Source organism: Silvania hatchlandensis, from assembly GCF_025564065.1.
In the GTDB taxonomy this organism is placed as follows: domain Bacteria; phylum Pseudomonadota; class Gammaproteobacteria; order Enterobacterales; family Enterobacteriaceae; genus Enterobacter; species Enterobacter hatchlandensis.
Genome location: NZ_JAMGZK010000049.1, coordinates 71,618 through 87,767, shown reverse-complemented (window position 1 = coordinate 87,767; position 16,150 = coordinate 71,618). Strand labels below are relative to the sequence as shown.

Here is a 16,150-nt window from a genome sequence, read left to right as displayed (position 1 = left end):
GATTCAATCGTCGAAATAAGCCCCTGTGTTTGATGTATCTGAATTAACGTAACAGCGAACTGAGGAAGTAAAAATGGAAAAGAGAAAGATTATTCTTGATTGCGATCCTGGCCATGATGATGCGATTGCTATAATGCTGGCGGCAAAACATCCCGCAATAGATTTATTAGGCATAACGATCGTCGCCGGTAATCAAACGTTGGATAAAACATTAGTGAATGGATTAAATGTTTGTCAGGCTCTTGATATTCATGTCCCGGTTTATGCGGGCATGCCCCAGCCTATTATGCGCCAACAAATCGTGGCCGATAATATTCATGGCGAAACAGGGCTGGACGGGCCAGTATTTGCGCCATTGATGCGCAACGCTGAAAGCACCCATGCGGTGAAATACATTATTGATACTCTGATGGAAAGTGAGGGCGATATCACCCTGGTTCCCGTCGGTCCGCTGACGAACATTGCGGTGGCAATGCGTATGCAGCCCGCTATTTTGCCTAAAATTCGCGAAATCGTGCTAATGGGCGGGGCATACGGTACAGGCAATTTCACACCGTCTGCCGAATTTAATATCTTCGCCGACCCGGAAGCGGCCCGCGTTGTCTTCACCTCCGGCGTGCCACTGGTGATGATGGGCCTGGATCTCACCAACCAGACAGTTTGCACCGCCGACGTTATTGCCAGAATGGAAAAAGCGGGCGGTCCGGCCGGTAAATTGTTTAGCGACATCATGAATTTCACCCTCAAAACGCAATTCGAAAACTACGGCTTAGCCGGGGGGCCGGTGCATGACGCCACCTGTATCGGTTATCTCATTAATCCTGCCGGGATTAAAACGCAGGATATGTACGTCGAAATCGACGTAAACAGTGGCCCCTGCTATGGCCGTACCGTGTGCGATGAGCTGGGCGTTCTGGGTAAACCGGCGAATACCAAAGTGGGTATCACTATCGATACCGACTGGTTCTGGGATTTAGTGGAAGAGTGCGTGCGTAAGTACGCCTGATTTCCCTGAGTGCAGGCCGTGACGGGTAATCATTGGTTACCCGTCACGCGATCCAACCGGCCATTTTTTATGCCGTGACGTCTGCTGTTTGTTGCGCCTTCAGCCACGCAATCTCTTCGGCCCAGATATCCGGATTAATGGTTTCCAGTACCATCGGGATACCGTCAAAGCGCGGGTCCTGCATGATAAAGCGGAACGCATCATGGCCGATATTGCCTTCGCCCAGGCTGTGGTGGCGGTCGACGCGGCTGCCAAAAGCGCTTTTGGCGTCGTTCAGGTGCATGCCGCGCAGGTAGTTGAACCCGACGATGCGCTCGAATTCGGCGAAAGTTTTCTCACACTCTTCAATGCTGCGCAGGTCGTAGCCCGCGGCAAAGGCGTGACAGGTATCAATGCAGACCCCGACGCGGGTTTTGTCTTCCACGCCGTCGATGATTGCCGCCAGGTGTTCAAAGCGAAAGCCGAGGTTGCTGCCCTGTCCGGCGGTGTTTTCAATCACCGCTGTCACCCCTTCGGTTTGCGCCAGGACGATATTGATTGATTCGGCGATCCGCGCCAGACAGGCGTCTTCGTCGATCTGCGTCAGGTGGCTGCCAGGGTGGAAGTTCAGCAGCGTCAGGCTGAGTTGTTCGCAGCGCTGCATCTCATCAAGGAACGCCTCGCGGGACTTATCCAGCGCCTCCTGAACCGGGTGGCCCAGGTTAATCAGGTAGCTGTCGTGGGGCAGGATCTGGCCAGGGCCGAAATGGTACTTTTCACAGGCCGCTTTGAACTCATCAATCACCTGAGTGGTTAACGGCGCGGCGCGCCACTGGCGCTGATTTTTGGTGAACAGGGCGAAAGCGGTCGCCTCGATTTCGGCGGCACGAATGGCGGCATTGGCCAGACCACCAGCAGCGCTGACGTGCGCTCCAACATATTTCATATAAAACTCCCGTTAACCCGCAAACGCATATGATAGCGGGTTAACAGGAGAAGGTTGAAATGGTTTATGCCATCAGGCTATGAACCGCCAGGTTGATGGCGCCGCCGCCCACAATCAGCCAGACAAACAGCAGCAGGGCCATCAGCAGCGGTTTGGCACCGGCTTTTTTCAGCGCACTGACGTGGGTGGTTAAGCCCAGCGCCGCCATCGCCATCGCCAGCAGAACGGTATCCAGCGTTACCAGCATATCCACCACGGCTTTCGGCAGCAGATGGAACGAGTTAAACACCGCCACCACAATAAACAGGATTGCAAACCACGGTATGGTAATTTTGCTTTTCTCACCGCTGCCTGCTGGGGCCAGCTGTTTTACCCGCGCGGCCAGAATCAGCAGAAACGGTGCCAGCATCATGACGCGCAGCATTTTAGCGATCACCGCCGCATTTTCCGCTTCCGGGCTGATGGCGTGACCGGCGGCCACTACCTGCGCCACTTCATGCATCGTCGAACCGATGTAAATCCCGTAGGTTTCCGGGCTAAACCAGTGCGCCACCAGCGGATACATCGCCGGGTAGAGGAAGATCGCCAGCGTCCCGAAGATCACCACGGTCGCCACCGCCACGGTGACTTTGCTGGATTCTGCTTTGACCACCGGCTCGGTCGCCAGCACCGCAGCCGCGCCGCAGATGCTGCTGCCTGCCCCAATCAGCCAGCTGGTCTGTTTATCCAGTCCGAACACCTTCTGCCCGATAACGCAGGCCAGGATAAAGGTGCTGGTCAGGGTTAATACGTCGATGGCGATCCCGCTGACCCCGACGTCGGCAATCTGCGCAAAAGTCAGGCGAAAACCGTACAGGATGATCCCAAGGCGCAGCAGGTGCTGTTTGGCGAACAGAACCCCGCCGTCGCACGGTTTATGGATCCGCGGGTAGAGGGTGTTACCGACCACCATCCCCAGCAGGATGGCCAGCGTCAGAGCGCTGAAGCCTGCTCCCGCAACTGCCGGAATACTGCCGCCCCATAACGCGACGCCGGTGACCAGTGCACTCAGCGCCAGGCCCGGAACGTAATGCCACATTGAATGCTGATGCTGTAGAGTGAGTGTTGTCATAACCTTCTCCTTTATCTGGCTAAAAGGTTACGGCGCTCTGGTTTAAAAATAAAATTGATTATATATTTATAATTAATCTCTATAAGTGGTAAGCAACGCGCTTGCCGTACCGGATAGCCCCCTATGCACATTACGTTACGCCAGCTCGAAGTGTTCGCCGAGGTGCTGAAAAGCGGGTCAACGACCCAGGCTTCACAAATGCTGTCACTGTCGCAGTCTGCCGTCAGTGCCGCCCTGACCGATCTGGAAGGTCAGCTTGGCGTTCAGCTGTTCGACAGGGTAGGGAAGCGGCTGGTGGTCAACGAACACGGGCGCTTACTCTACCCGCGGGCGCTGGCCCTGCTGGAGCAGACCGTCGAAATCGAACAGCTGTTTCGCGAGGATAACGGTGCCATCCGCGTCTCTGCCAGCAGCACCATCGGCAACTACATCCTGCCGGAAGTGATTGCCCGCTACCGCCGCGACTTCCCTGCGCTGCCGCTGGAGATGAGCGTCGGCAACAGCCAGGACGTGATCAATGCGGTGATCGATTTTCGGGTCGACATCGGGCTTATCGAAGGGCCATGCCATAACGCCGACGTCATCGCCGAGCCGTGGCTTGAAGATGAGCTGGTGGTCTTTGCCTCGCCCGCTTCGCCTTTACTGCAGCAGGAGATCACGCTGGAGCTGCTGGCGCAGGCACCGTGGATTTTACGCGAGCGGGGTTCCGGTACGCGCGAGATCGTCGACTATCTGCTGCTCTCGCACCTGCCGCAGTTTCAGATGGGCATGGAGCTGGGCAACTCAGAGGCCATCAAGCACGCGGTGCGTCACGGCCTGGGCATCAGCTGCCTGTCGCGCAGGGTGATTGCCGAGCAGCTGGAATCCGGTTCGCTTGTGGAAATACCCGTTCCGGTTCCCCGGCTGGTGCGCACCCTGTGGCGCATTCATCATCGCCAGAAGCACCTCTCCAACTCCCTGCAGCGCTTCCTGCGCTACTGCGCGCAATAGCTTGTCACCCTCTTCGTCAGGGGAGGGTGCAATCCCTGCGATCTCAGCTTTACTTATAATCCTGGACCGGTCATGAAGCTCTCTTATAACAGGGCATTTGTGCCGGAAGGAACGCGGATCGTCTGCTACAATCTCGCCTCATTTTTTGAATGGACAGCATTTTCATATGGTTTCCGAAACTAAAACCACAGAAGCGCCCGCGCTACGTCGCGAACTCAAGGCGCGTCACCTGACGATGATCGCCATTGGTGGTTCTATCGGTACAGGGTTATTTGTCGCCTCTGGTGCGACCATTTCTGCAGCGGGCCCTGGCGGCGCGCTCTTTTCCTATATTCTGATCGGTTTGATGGTCTATTTCCTGATGACCAGCCTGGGCGAACTGGCGGCGTACATGCCGGTATCCGGTTCCTTTGCGACCTACGGCCAGAAATATGTCGAAGAAGGCTTCGGCTTCGCGCTGGGCTGGAACTACTGGTACAACTGGGCGGTGACCATCGCCGTTGACCTGGTGGCCGCGCAGCTGGTGATGTCCTGGTGGTTCCCGGACACGCCGGGCTGGATCTGGAGCGCCGTGTTCATGGCGGTGATTTTCCTGCTGAACTACATCTCCGTGCGCGGCTTCGGCGAGGCGGAATATTGGTTCTCGCTGATCAAAGTCGCCACCATCGTCATCTTTATTGCCGTGGGCATCGCGATGATCTTCGGTATCTTCCAGGGTGCCAAACCGGCGGGCTGGAGCAACTGGGCGATTGGCGATGCGCCGTTTGCCGGGGGCTTCGCGGCGATGATTGGCGTGGCGATGATCGTCGGCTTCTCCTTCCAGGGTACCGAGCTCATCGGGATTGCGGCCGCAGAATCCGAAGATCCGCAGAAGAACATTCCGCGCGCGGTGCGTCAGGTGTTCTGGCGTATCCTGCTGTTCTATGTATTCGCGATTCTGATTATCAGCCTGATTATCCCGTATACCGATCCGAGCCTGCTGCGCAATGATGTTAAAGACATCAGCGTCAGCCCGTTCACGCTGGTGTTCCAGCATGCGGGTCTGCTCTCGGCGGCGGCAGTGATGAACGCGGTGATCCTGACGGCGGTCCTGTCTGCGGGCAACTCCGGCATGTATGCCTCAACCCGTATGCTCTATTCTCTGGCCTGCGACGGCAAAGCGCCGCGTATTTTCGCGAAGCTGTCCCGTGGCGGCGTGCCGCGTAACGCGTTGTATGCGACCACTGTGATTGCCTGCCTGTGTTTCCTGACCTCGATGTTCGGCAACCAGACCGTCTACCTGTGGCTGTTGAATACCTCCGGGATGACGGGCTTTATCGCGTGGCTCGGTATCGCCATCAGCCACTACCGTTTCCGTCGCGGCTACGTGAAGCAAGGGTTTGATATTAACAACCTGCCGTACCGCTCCGGGTTCTTCCCGCTGGGACCGATCTTTGCCTTTGTGCTGTGTCTGATCATCACCCTTGGACAGAACTACGAAGCCTTCCTGGCCGACACCATTGACTGGGGCGGCGTGGCAGCAACCTATATTGGTATCCCGCTGTTCCTGATCATCTGGTTCGGCTACAAGCTGACGAAAGGATCGAAATTCGTTCGCTACAGCGAAATGGAATTCCCGGACAGCGTTAAAAAGTAATTGCCTCTCTCTCCAACCCGCTCATCCGAGCGGGTTTTTTTATCTCCACAGTATGAAAAATTGACATAACTTTTAACAATTGAATTGATAATAGTTATCGTTTGCTTTATCGTTAGCATCGCAATGAAAAGGATGAAGGAGTGGACGTCATCGCCCTGGTCAGGGGAGGACGCCGCCGCCACACCTGCAAAGAAATACTGAGCCGATTCGCCAGAGAAGCGGGCGGCATGCGATGCGATGTGAGCAATATAGAGTTGATTTTGTTGTGTTTACCTCATGGAGATTTGGAATGTTTAGGTTGAATCCCTTCGTACGGGGAGGACTGTGCGTGTCTGCTCTGTCCTTAGCCCTGCCGGTTGTTGCCGCTGAATCTGGCGAAACGATGGTTGTTACTGCATCGGCCAATGAACAAAACCTGAAAGATGCCCCTGCCAGTATCAGCGTTATCACCCAGCAGGATCTGCAGCGCAAACCGGTGCAGAACCTGAGAGATGTGTTACAGGAAGTTCCGGGCGTGCAACTCACCAACGAAGGAGACAACCGCCAGGGCGTCAGCATTCGTGGACTCGACAGCAGCTACACGCTGATCCTGATTGACGGTAAGCGCGTCAACTCGCGCAATGCGGTCTTTCGTCATAACGACTTCGATCTTAACTGGATCCCGGTTGATGCCATCGATCGTATCGAAGTAGTGCGTGGGCCGATGTCCTCGCTGTACGGCTCCGATGCGCTGGGCGGCGTGGTGAACATCATCACCAAAAAAATCGGTCAGAAATGGACCGGCACGCTCACCGCAGACACTACCATCCAGGAACACCGCGACCGCGGCGACACCTATGGCGGCCAGTTCTATACCAGCGGCCCGCTGGTGGACGGCGTTCTCGGCCTGAAAGCCTTCGGCAGCGTGCAGCAGCGCGACAAAGACAAACCGCAGGAATCGACGACCACCGCCACCGGTGAAACCCCGCGTATCGAAGGCTTTACCAGCCGCGACGCCAACGTCGAATTCGCCTGGACACCGAACGAAAATCACGACTTCACCGCCGGCTACGGCTTTGACCGCCAGGACCGGGACTCCGACTCACTGGATCAGAACCGCCTTGAACGCCAGAACTACTCTCTGAGCCACAATGGCCGCTGGGGGCTGGGCAACAGCGAACTGAAGTTCTACGGCGAGAAAGTCGAGAATAAGAATCCGGGCAACAGCAGCCCGATCACCTCAGAAAACACCTCCCTTGACGGCAAATATGTTCTGCCGCTGAGTGATATCAACCAGTTGGTGACCCTTGGCGGGGAATGGCGTCACGACAAGCTGAAAGATCCGGTTAACCTGACGGGCGGCAGCAGCAGTAATACGTCTGCCAACCAGTACGCGCTGTTTATCGAAGACGAATGGCGGATCTTCGAGCCACTGGCGTTGACCACCGGCGTGCGTATGGATGACCACGAAACTTACGGCGACCACTGGAGCCCGCGTGCCTACCTGGTCTATAACGCGACCGATACCGTGACGGTGAAAGGGGGCTGGGCAACGGCCTTCAAAGCACCCTCCCTGCTGCAGCTCAGCCCGGACTGGACCACCGGGTCCTGCCGTGGTGCCTGTGAGATTGTCGGGAGCCCGGATCTGAAGCCGGAAACCAGCGAAAGCGTCGAACTGGGTCTCTACTATACCGGCGAAGAGGGTTGGTTAGAGGGCGTGCAGGCCAGCGTCACCGCCTTCCAGAATGATGTCGACGATCGGATCAGCATCCTGCGTACCGCGAACGTCAACCAGGCGCAGAGCTACCCGAACTATGTCGGTCTGAACGCCGATGGCGAGCCGGTTTTCCGCTATTACAACGTTAACAAGGCACGTATTCGTGGCCTGGAGACGGAGCTGAAATTCCCGCTGGCCGAAGACTGGCGCGTGAGCCTGAACTACACCTACAACGACGGACGTGATGTCAGCAATGGCGACAACAAGCCGCTCTCCGATCTGCCTTTCCATACCGCAAACGGTACGGTTGACTGGCAGGCATCGCAGGCGTGGTCCTTCTACGTGCAGGGTAACTATACCGGTGAAAAACGTACCGTTACCAGCGGCGGCACAACGCCGGGCGGCTACGTGGTGTGGAACACCGGGGGCGCATGGCAGGCGAGCAAAAACGTCAAGCTGCGCGCGGGCGTCATGAACCTGATGGATAAAGACCTCAGCCGCGACGACTACACCTACAACGAAGATGGACGCCGTTACTTTATGGCGGTGGATTACCAGTTCTGATGCATGAAATGCCGGGCGGCACTGCGCTTGCCTGGCCATGGGATGATGCCCTCTCCCTTTAGGAGAGGGCATCAGGCCGCGCTTACTTCAATAAATACTGCGCATGGAAGCGCAGATGATCGTCGATAAACGACGCCATAAAGTAGTAGCTGTGATCGTAGCCTGGCTGGATGCGCAGCGTCAGCGGCCAGGATGTCTGGCGTGCGGCTTCGGCCAGCACCGCGGGCTGCAACTGGCTGGCGAGGAACTGATCGCCATCACCCTGATCGATAAGCGTTGGGATCGCCTGTTCCGGCTGGCTGGCCAGCATCAGCGCACAGCTGTCCCATGCCTGCCAGCTCGCCGTATCTTCACCCAGATAGGCCGAGAACGCTTTTTGTCCCCACGGCACCTGGGTCGGATTCACAATTGGCGCAAAGGCCGACACGCTGACATATTTACCCGGGTTTTTCAGCGCCATGATCAGCGCGCCGTGTCCACCCATTGAATGCCCGCTGATGGCGCAGCGATCGCTAACCGCGAACTCCGCCTGAATCAGCGCAGGCAGCTCATCGCGCAGGTAATCGTACATCCGGTAGTGACGCGCCCAGGGTTGCTGGGTGGCGTTGAGATAGAACCCGGCGCCTTTGCCCAGGTCGTAACCGGCGTCGTCTGCCACGTCATCGCCGCGCGGGCTGGTGTCGGGCATCACCAGGGCGATCCCCAGCTCAGCGGCCACGCGCTGGGCGCCTGCTTTGGTGGTGAAGTTTTCATCATTGCAGGTCAGGCCCGAGAGCCAGTACAGCACCGGCGGTTTAGCCGCGCCGTCGGCAGGCGGCAGGAAAATGCTGAACGTCATCGCGCAGTTCAGCACCGCGGAGTCATGCCGCCAGCGCTGCTGCCGACCTTCAAAACAGTGGTGCTCTTCGAGCAGTTCCATGCAGGGCTCCTTCAGGAAGGTGATATCGATGTATGAAAGCCATAATACAATTATTCAATAACGTGTGAGCAACTTTCACTTCCGCATTAACCTCATATCCTGCATCATGAATTTACGAAACTTTAACAACTGGAGTGGTCATGGCGCTGCGTATCGCGCTCAGCGGATTTGTGGTTCTGGTCGTTGCGATGGGAATAGGGCGCTTTGCCTTTACCCCGCAGGTGCCGCTGATGATTGCCGCCGGACAGCTTACCCTGACCAGCGCCGGGCTGGTGGCCGCCATGAACTACCTCGGCTATCTTGTGGGGGCGTGGGATGCCATGCGGGCGCACCGCTTTGTCGAAGGCCGCCTGTGGCTGGGAATTACTGGTGCCGTGGCGCTGACGTTGCTCTCGGCGGTAGCCGATAACGCCGTTATTCACGGGCTGCTACGCTTTGTTATTGGCTGCATGAGCGGCTGGTCGATGGTGCTGATTGCCGCCTGGACCAATGAGCGGCTGGCCCATTTTGCGAAGCCGGGCCTGAGTGCGGCGGTGTTTGCCGGGCCGGGAGCCGGGATTGCCATCAGCGGGCTGCTGGCGGTGTGGATCCAGGCGCAAGGGCTCTCTGCCGGGGCCGCCTGGCAAATTTACGGCGTGCTGGCGCTGGTGCTGGTGGCGCTGATTGCCCGCTATCTGCCGCGTGCCGGGCAACTGCACCGTCCGGGCTCTACGCCCGAGCCGCTGACGCTGACCCGCGACTTACGTCGTCTGGTCTGGAGCTACAGCCTCGCCGGGTTTGGCTACATCCTCCCGGCGACTTTTCTGTCGCAGATGGCGGCGTTGCGCTTTCCCGGCAGCGTGTTTGCTCAGTTTGTCTGGCCGGTCTTTGGCGTTGCCGCGATGATCGGCATTGCCCTGAGCATCGCCCTGCGTCACGTGTCCACCACGCATCGCAGGCTGGCGCTGGTGCTGTGGCTGCAGGCGGTGGGGGTCATTGCTGCCTGGCTGCTGCCGGGGATGGCCGGTCTGGTGACCGGGGCATTGCTGGTGGGCGGCGGATTTTTATGCGCGGTGCAGCTGTCGTTGCTGTATGGCCGCGAACTGGCCCCGAACCACACCCGGTATATGGCCGGACTGCTTACCACCGGCTATGCCGTCGGGCAGCTTGTCGGCCCGATGACCTCGGCGCTGTCGAGCTGGCTGACCCATCAGCTTGAGCCCGCACTGGGCCTGGCCGGACTCGCGCTGCTTATCGCAGGCGGGCTGGTCTGGCAGCGTCAGGCTGAAAGGTAACGGCAATCGGAATAATTATCGCGGTGAATACTGGATTATGCTCGCCGCCTCGCGCACAATGAGTGCACATTTTGCCCCACGAAGGGTAGAAGAGCGTCACACCTGCAGGAGAACAGAATGTCATCAATGAGTAAAGAAGCAGCACTTGTCCACGAAGCGCTGGTTGCGCACGGCCTTGAAACCCCGTTGCGTCCGCCGGTTCAGGATCTGGACAATGAAACACGTAAACGTCTCATTTCCGGGCACATGACCGAAATCATGCAGCTGCTGAATCTCGATTTGAGCGATGACAGTCTGATGGAGACCCCACGTCGCATCGCCAAAATGTATGTCGATGAGATCTTCTCCGGTCTGGATTACGCCAATTTCCCGAAAATCACCGTCATTGAAAATAAAATGAAGGTCGATGAGATGGTGACGGTGCGCGATATCACCCTGACCAGCACCTGCGAGCATCACTTTGTGACCATCGACGGGAAAGCAACGGTGGCCTATATCCCGAAAGACGCGGTAATTGGCCTGTCGAAGATTAACCGCATTGTGCAGTTCTTTGCCCAGCGTCCGCAGGTGCAGGAGCGTTTAACCCAGCAGATCCTTACCGCGCTGCAAACGCTGCTGGGCACCAATAACGTGGCGGTATCCATTGACGCCGTGCATTACTGCGTGAAAGCGCGCGGCATTCGTGATGCCACCAGCGCCACCACCACGACCTCGCTGGGCGGTCTGTTTAAATCCAGCCAGAACACCCGTCAGGAGTTCCTGCGCGCCGTGCGTCACCACAACTGATCGTCAGGGCAGAGTACATGGAGAGAAATGTCACGCTGGATTTCGTCCGTGGCGTCGCGATTCTGGGTATTCTGCTGCTGAATATCAGCGCCTTCGGTTTGCCGAAGGCCGCCTATCTTAACCCCGCCTGGTATGGCGACATCACCCTGCGCGACGCCTGGACATGGGCGGCGCTGGATCTGTTCGCCCAGGTTAAATTCCTCACCCTGTTTGCCCTGCTGTTTGGTGCAGGGCTCCAGCTGTTGCTGAAACGCGGAAAACGCTGGATCCAGGCCCGGCTCTCCCTGCTGGTGCTGCTCGGTTTCATTCATGGCATCTTCTTCTGGGATGGCGACATTCTGCTGGCTTACGGGCTGGTGGGGCTGATCTGCTGGCGTATCATCCGCGATGCCCATGACGTCAAAAACCTGTTCAATACCGGCGTGGTGCTGTTTGTCATCGGCGTGGCCATTTTGCTGCTGTTGGGGATGATCTCCGGCGGATCCACCAACCGTTCGTGGGTGCCGGATGCGGCGAATCTACAGTATGAGCAGTTCTGGAAGTTGGGCGGCGGCATGGAAGCGGTCAGCAACTGCGTCGATATGCTGGGCAGCAACTTGCTGGCCCTTGGCGCACAGTATGGCTGGCAGCTGGCGGGGATGATGCTGATTGGCGCTGCGCTGATGCGCACCGGCTGGCTGCGGGGCGAATTCAGCCTGCGGCACTACCGACGCACCGGCTTCTGGCTGGTGCTGATTGGGCTGGTGATTAACCTGCCTGCGGTGATTGCGCAGTGGCAGCTCAACTGGGACTACCGCTGGTGCGCCTTCCTTCTGCAGGCACCCCGGGAACTGAGCGCACCGTTCCAGACGATTGGCTATGCTGCGCTAATCTACGGCTTCTGGCCGCAGCTCAGCCGCTTTCGGCTGGTGATGGCGATTGCCTGCGTCGGTCGGATGGCGCTCAGTAACTACATTTTACAAACCCTTATCTGCACCACGCTGTTCTATCATTTAGGTTTGTTTATGCATTTTGACCGTCTGCAGCTGCTGGCCTTTGTCCCGCTGGTGTGGCTGGCGAACATCCTCTTCTCTCTTCTCTGGCTGCGCTACTTCCGCCAGGGGCCCCTCGAATGGTGCTGGCGGCAATTAACCGCACGTGCGTCAGGGGTATCATCAAACAATACATCCGGATAACGATCCAGATCACAATCATTAACAAAACGGATGTAAGCGTTTTCATCGTTGTGAGCTTCTTCACGTAGTCGCTGCCTTGTCGCTGCCAGAATAGTCACCTTGCTAAACACAGGGGGTGTCTGTGAGTTGCTGCAATCTAAATAAGTGTGGTGAATATGATCACCATTCGTGACGTCGCCCGTCAGGCGGGCGTCTCTGTCGCCACGGTCTCCCGGGTATTAAACAATAGCGCGCTGGTCAGCCCGGAAACACGCGAGTGCGTGATGAAGGCGGTGACGGCGCTGGGCTACCGTCCCAATGCCAACGCGCAGGCGCTGGCGACCCAGGTGAGCGACACCATCGGCGTGGTGGTGATGGACGTGTCTGACGCCTTCTTTGGCGCGCTGGTCAAAGCCGTCGATATGGTCGCCCAGGAGCACAACAAATATGTGCTGATTGGCAACAGCTATCATGAGGCGGAAAAAGAGCGCAATGCCATTGAGGTGCTGATTCGCCAGCGCTGTAACGCCCTGATAGTCCACTCCAAAGCGTTAAGCGACGAAGAGCTGTCGGTGCTGATGGCGCAGATCCCCGGCATGGTGCTGATTAACCGCATCGTGCCCGGCTTCGCCCATCGCTGCGTCTGCCTGGATAACGTCAGCGGCGCGATGATGGCGACGCGAATGCTGGTCAATAACGGCCATCAGCGCATCGGCTATCTGGCGTCCAGTCACCGGGTCGAGGATGACGACATGCGTCGTGAAGGCTGGCAGAAAGCGCTGCTGGAGCAGGGGATCACCGCCTCAGAAAGCTGGATTGGTACCGGTGCGCCGGATATGCAGGGTGGGGAAGCCGCGATGGTGGAACTGCTCGGGCGCAACCTGCAGCTGACGGCGGTCTTTGCCTACAACGACAGCATGGCCGCAGGCGCCTTGACGGCGTTAAAAGACAACGGCATTGCGGTGCCACAGCATTTGTCATTGATTGGTTTCGATGATATCCCGATTGCCCGTTACACCGACCCACAGCTGACCACCGTGCGTTACCCGATCGCCTCTATGGCGCGGCTGGCCACTGAGCTGGCGTTACAGGGTGCCGCAGGCACGCTGGATCTCAATGCAACACACTGTTTCATGCCGACTTTAGTGCGTCGCCACTCGGTTGCCATTCGGCAAATTGTGGCTCCGATCACTAACTGATAATGAGGGGTGATGTAACCGTTTTCAATCTGTGAGTAAATTCACAGTATCTTAACAAGGCGCTGACTATGATGTCAGCGTTTTAGAGAGTGAAACGCTATGTAACGGTGATTAATCACTTTCACTATAGCCAAGGTACGAGAAACAACCAAAAAAACGCATTCTGGAGCGTTACCGACCAAGGAAGATAGAAATTTTATAAGTGGACTTCGGCCGGCGTTAACGTTTCATTAACATGCTGCCTGCCGATCGTTATTCACACAAACTACCCTGCATAAAAACCGGAGATATCATGAATAAGAAGGTGTTGGCTCTGTCTGCTGTGATGGCAAGTATGCTTTTTGGGGCGGCCGCGCACGCTGCAGATAGCCGTATTGGTGTGACTATCTATAAATACGACGACAACTTCATGTCTGTTGTACGTAAAGCAATTGAGAAAGAAGGTAAAGACGCATCTGGCATTCAGCTGCTGATGAATGACTCCCAGAACGACCAGTCCAAACAGAACGACCAGATTGACGTTCTGCTGGCAAAAGGCGTGAAAGCTCTGGCCATCAACCTGGTTGACCCGGCTGCTGCTGGCACCGTTATCGAGAAAGCGCGTGGTCAGAACGTGCCAATCGTGTTCTTCAACAAAGAACCTTCCCGTAAAGCGCTGGATAGCTACGACAAAGCCTTCTACGTAGGCACCGACTCTAAAGAATCCGGCATTATTCAGGGCGACCTGATTGCTAAACACTGGGCGGCAAACCCGAACTGGGATCTGAACAAAGACGGCCAGGTTCAGTTCGTGCTGCTGAAAGGCGAGCCGGGCCACCCGGATGCTGAAGCGCGTACCACTTACGTTATCAAAGAGCTGAACGACAAGGGTCTGAAAACCCAACAGCTGGCTTTAGATACCGCAATGTGGGACACCGCGATGGCGAAAGATAAGATGGACGCCTGGCTGTCCGGCCCGAACGCGAACAAAATCGAAGTAATTATCGCCAACAACGATGCGATGGCAATGGGTGCAATTGAAGCATTGAAAGCACACAACAAATCCTCTATCCCGGTCTTCGGTGTGGATGCCCTGCCTGAAGCGCTGTCACTGGTTAAATCTGGCGCAATGGCCGGTACTGTTCTGAACGATGCGAACAACCAGGCGAAAGCAACCTTCGATCTGGCGAAAAACCTGGCAGAAGGCAAAGGCGCTGCTGACGGTACAAACTGGAAAATTGAGAACAAAGTTGTTCGCGTACCGTACGTTGGCGTAGATAAAGAAAACCTGGCGCAGTTCACCAGCAAATAAGTTTTAGCACTCCCGGGGCGCAGATTCTGCGCCCTTTTATCACGCGATCTGCGAGGCCGATAAGGTATAATTATGGTCAGCACAAATACTCAGTCGTCCGGTGAATACTTGTTGGAAATGAGCAGTATCAACAAGTCTTTCCCCGGCGTTAAAGCACTGGATAATGTTAATTTAAAAGTACGGCCTCACTCCATTCACGCATTGATGGGGGAGAACGGCGCGGGTAAATCAACATTATTGAAATGCTTATTTGGGATCTATCAAAAAGATTCTGGCAGCATTGTTTTTCAGGGGAAAGAGATCGATTTCCATTCTGCCAAAGAAGCACTGGAAAATGGTATTTCGATGGTTCACCAGGAACTTAACCTGGTGCTTCAGCGTTCTGTGATGGACAATATGTGGCTGGGTCGTTATCCGACTAAAGGCCTGTTTGTCGATCAGGACAAAATGTATCGCGACACCAAAGCTATTTTTGATGAACTGGATATTGATATTGATCCGCGGGCCCGCGTCGGTACGTTATCCGTTTCACAGATGCAGATGATTGAAATCGCGAAGGCTTTTTCCTATAACGCCAAAATCGTTATTATGGATGAGCCTACCTCTTCGTTAACGGAGAAAGAGGTGAACCACCTGTTCACCATTATTCGTAAGCTGAAGGATCGCGGATGCGGCATCGTCTATATCTCACACAAAATGGAAGAGATCTTCCAGTTGTGTGACGAAATCACGGTCCTGCGCGACGGCCAGTGGATTGCCACTCAGCCGCTGGAAGGGCTGGACATGGACAAGATCATCGCCATGATGGTCGGCCGTTCCCTGAACCAGCGTTTCCCGCACAAAGAGAACAAGCCGGGTGAAGTGATTCTGGAAGTTCGCAACCTGACCTCGTTGCGCCAGCCTTCGATTCGCGATATTTCGTTCGACCTGCACAAAGGCGAGATCCTCGGGATTGCCGGTCTGGTGGGGGCCAAACGTACCGATATCGTCGAAACCCTGTTCGGTATTCGTGAGAAATCCGGCGGGACAATTACCCTGCACGGTAAAAAAATTAATAACCACAACGCCAACGAAGCCATTAACCACGGCTTTGCGCTGGTGACCGAAGAGCGTCGCTCGACCGGTATTTACGCTTATCTGGATATTAACTTTAACTCCTTAATTTCTAATATTCATAATTATAAAAATAAAATCGGTCTGCTGGATAATTCCCGTATGAAGAGCGATACCCAGTGGGTTATTGACTCGATGCGCGTAAAAACCCCAGGGCACCGTACGCAAATTGGCTCGCTGTCAGGGGGTAACCAGCAAAAGGTTATTATCGGGCGCTGGCTGTTAACCCAGCCGGAAATTCTAATGCTGGATGAACCTACTCGTGGTATTGACGTAGGGGCAAAATTTGAGATTTATCAGCTGATTGCTGAGCTGGCCAAGAAAGATAAAGGGATCATTATTATTTCTTCCGAAATGCCGGAATTGTTAGGGATCACAGACCGTATTCTGGTAATGAGTAATGGTCTCGTTGCCGGAATTGTTGACACCAAAACGACTACGCAAAACGAAATTTTGCGTCTTGCGTCTTTGCACCTTTAAGATTAG

At 55.9% G+C, this 16,150-nt stretch carries 13 protein-coding genes; 10 read left to right on the top strand and 3 right to left on the bottom strand.

The window, feature by feature from the left end; all coding sequences use genetic code 11:
* The first annotated feature begins 73 nt into the window (after positions 1-73).
* On the top strand, positions 74-1,006 hold the full coding sequence (rihB, locus tag M8014_RS12515; protein ID WP_271282765.1) for a ribosylpyrimidine nucleosidase: 933 nt from the start codon (positions 74-76) through the stop codon (positions 1,004-1,006).
* Positions 1,007-1,073: 67 nt separating this feature from the next.
* On the opposite strand, the gene nfo is transcribed toward rihB, so the two are convergent.
* A complete protein-coding gene (gene nfo, locus M8014_RS12510; protein ID WP_271282764.1) occupies positions 1,074-1,931 on the bottom strand; it encodes a deoxyribonuclease IV in 858 nt (285 codons plus the stop codon).
* A 64-nt stretch (positions 1,932-1,995) separates the two neighbouring features.
* Entirely contained in the window at positions 1,996-3,042 is a 1,047-nt protein-coding gene (locus M8014_RS12505) for a YeiH family protein (protein ID WP_271282763.1), read from the bottom strand.
* A 123-nt stretch (positions 3,043-3,165) separates the two neighbouring features.
* Between M8014_RS12505 and yieE the strand changes: the two genes are divergently transcribed.
* The 3 genes from yieE to cirA all read left to right on the top strand — a co-directional run bounded on the left by yieE (position 3,166) and on the right by cirA (position 7,928).
* Positions 3,166-4,032, top strand: coding sequence for a DNA-binding transcriptional regulator YeiE (yieE, locus tag M8014_RS12500; protein ID WP_271282762.1), 867 nt, complete (start codon positions 3,166-3,168; stop codon positions 4,030-4,032).
* A 166-nt stretch (positions 4,033-4,198) separates the two neighbouring features.
* Complete coding sequence (locus M8014_RS12495) at positions 4,199-5,668, top strand: amino acid permease (RefSeq protein ID WP_271282761.1); 1,470 nt, start codon at positions 4,199-4,201, stop codon at positions 5,666-5,668.
* A 289-nt stretch (positions 5,669-5,957) separates the two neighbouring features.
* Entirely contained in the window at positions 5,958-7,928 is a 1,971-nt protein-coding gene (cirA, locus tag M8014_RS12490; RefSeq protein WP_271282760.1) for a catecholate siderophore receptor CirA, read from the top strand.
* Positions 7,929-8,010: 82 nt separating this feature from the next.
* On the opposite strand, the gene fghA is transcribed toward cirA, so the two are convergent.
* Positions 8,011-8,847, bottom strand: a complete 837-nt coding sequence (fghA, locus tag M8014_RS12485) for an S-formylglutathione hydrolase (protein WP_271282759.1) — start codon at positions 8,845-8,847, stop codon at positions 8,011-8,013.
* Positions 8,848-8,987: 140 nt separating this feature from the next.
* Here fghA and M8014_RS12480 point away from each other — a divergent pair, with 140 nt between their 5' ends.
* The 6 genes from M8014_RS12480 (at position 8,988) to mglA (ending at position 16,144) form a co-directional block, all read left to right on the top strand.
* Positions 8,988-10,121 carry a YbfB/YjiJ family MFS transporter gene (locus M8014_RS12480; protein ID WP_271282758.1) on the top strand — a complete coding sequence of 378 codons (1,134 nt, stop codon included), beginning with the start codon at positions 8,988-8,990 and terminating at the stop codon, positions 10,119-10,121.
* Between the two features lie 117 nt (positions 10,122-10,238).
* On the top strand, positions 10,239-10,907 hold the full coding sequence (folE, locus tag M8014_RS12475) for a GTP cyclohydrolase I FolE (RefSeq protein ID WP_271282757.1): 669 nt from the start codon (positions 10,239-10,241) through the stop codon (positions 10,905-10,907).
* A gap of 17 nt (positions 10,908-10,924) precedes the next feature.
* Positions 10,925-12,082, top strand: coding sequence for a DUF418 domain-containing protein YeiB (gene yeiB / locus M8014_RS12470; RefSeq protein ID WP_271282756.1), 1,158 nt, complete (start codon positions 10,925-10,927; stop codon positions 12,080-12,082).
* Positions 12,083-12,237: 155 nt separating this feature from the next.
* Positions 12,238-13,260 (top strand): HTH-type transcriptional regulator GalS, encoded by a 1,023-nt coding sequence (galS, locus tag M8014_RS12465; protein WP_271282755.1) that lies wholly within the window; start codon positions 12,238-12,240, stop codon positions 13,258-13,260.
* Between the two features lie 292 nt (positions 13,261-13,552).
* Positions 13,553-14,551 (top strand): galactose/glucose ABC transporter substrate-binding protein MglB, encoded by a 999-nt coding sequence (mglB, locus tag M8014_RS12460; RefSeq protein ID WP_271282754.1) that lies wholly within the window; start codon positions 13,553-13,555, stop codon positions 14,549-14,551.
* A gap of 72 nt (positions 14,552-14,623) precedes the next feature.
* Positions 14,624-16,144, top strand: coding sequence for a galactose/methyl galactoside ABC transporter ATP-binding protein MglA (gene mglA / locus M8014_RS12455; protein WP_271282753.1), 1,521 nt, complete (start codon positions 14,624-14,626; stop codon positions 16,142-16,144).
* Positions 16,145-16,150: the final 6 nt, after the last annotated feature.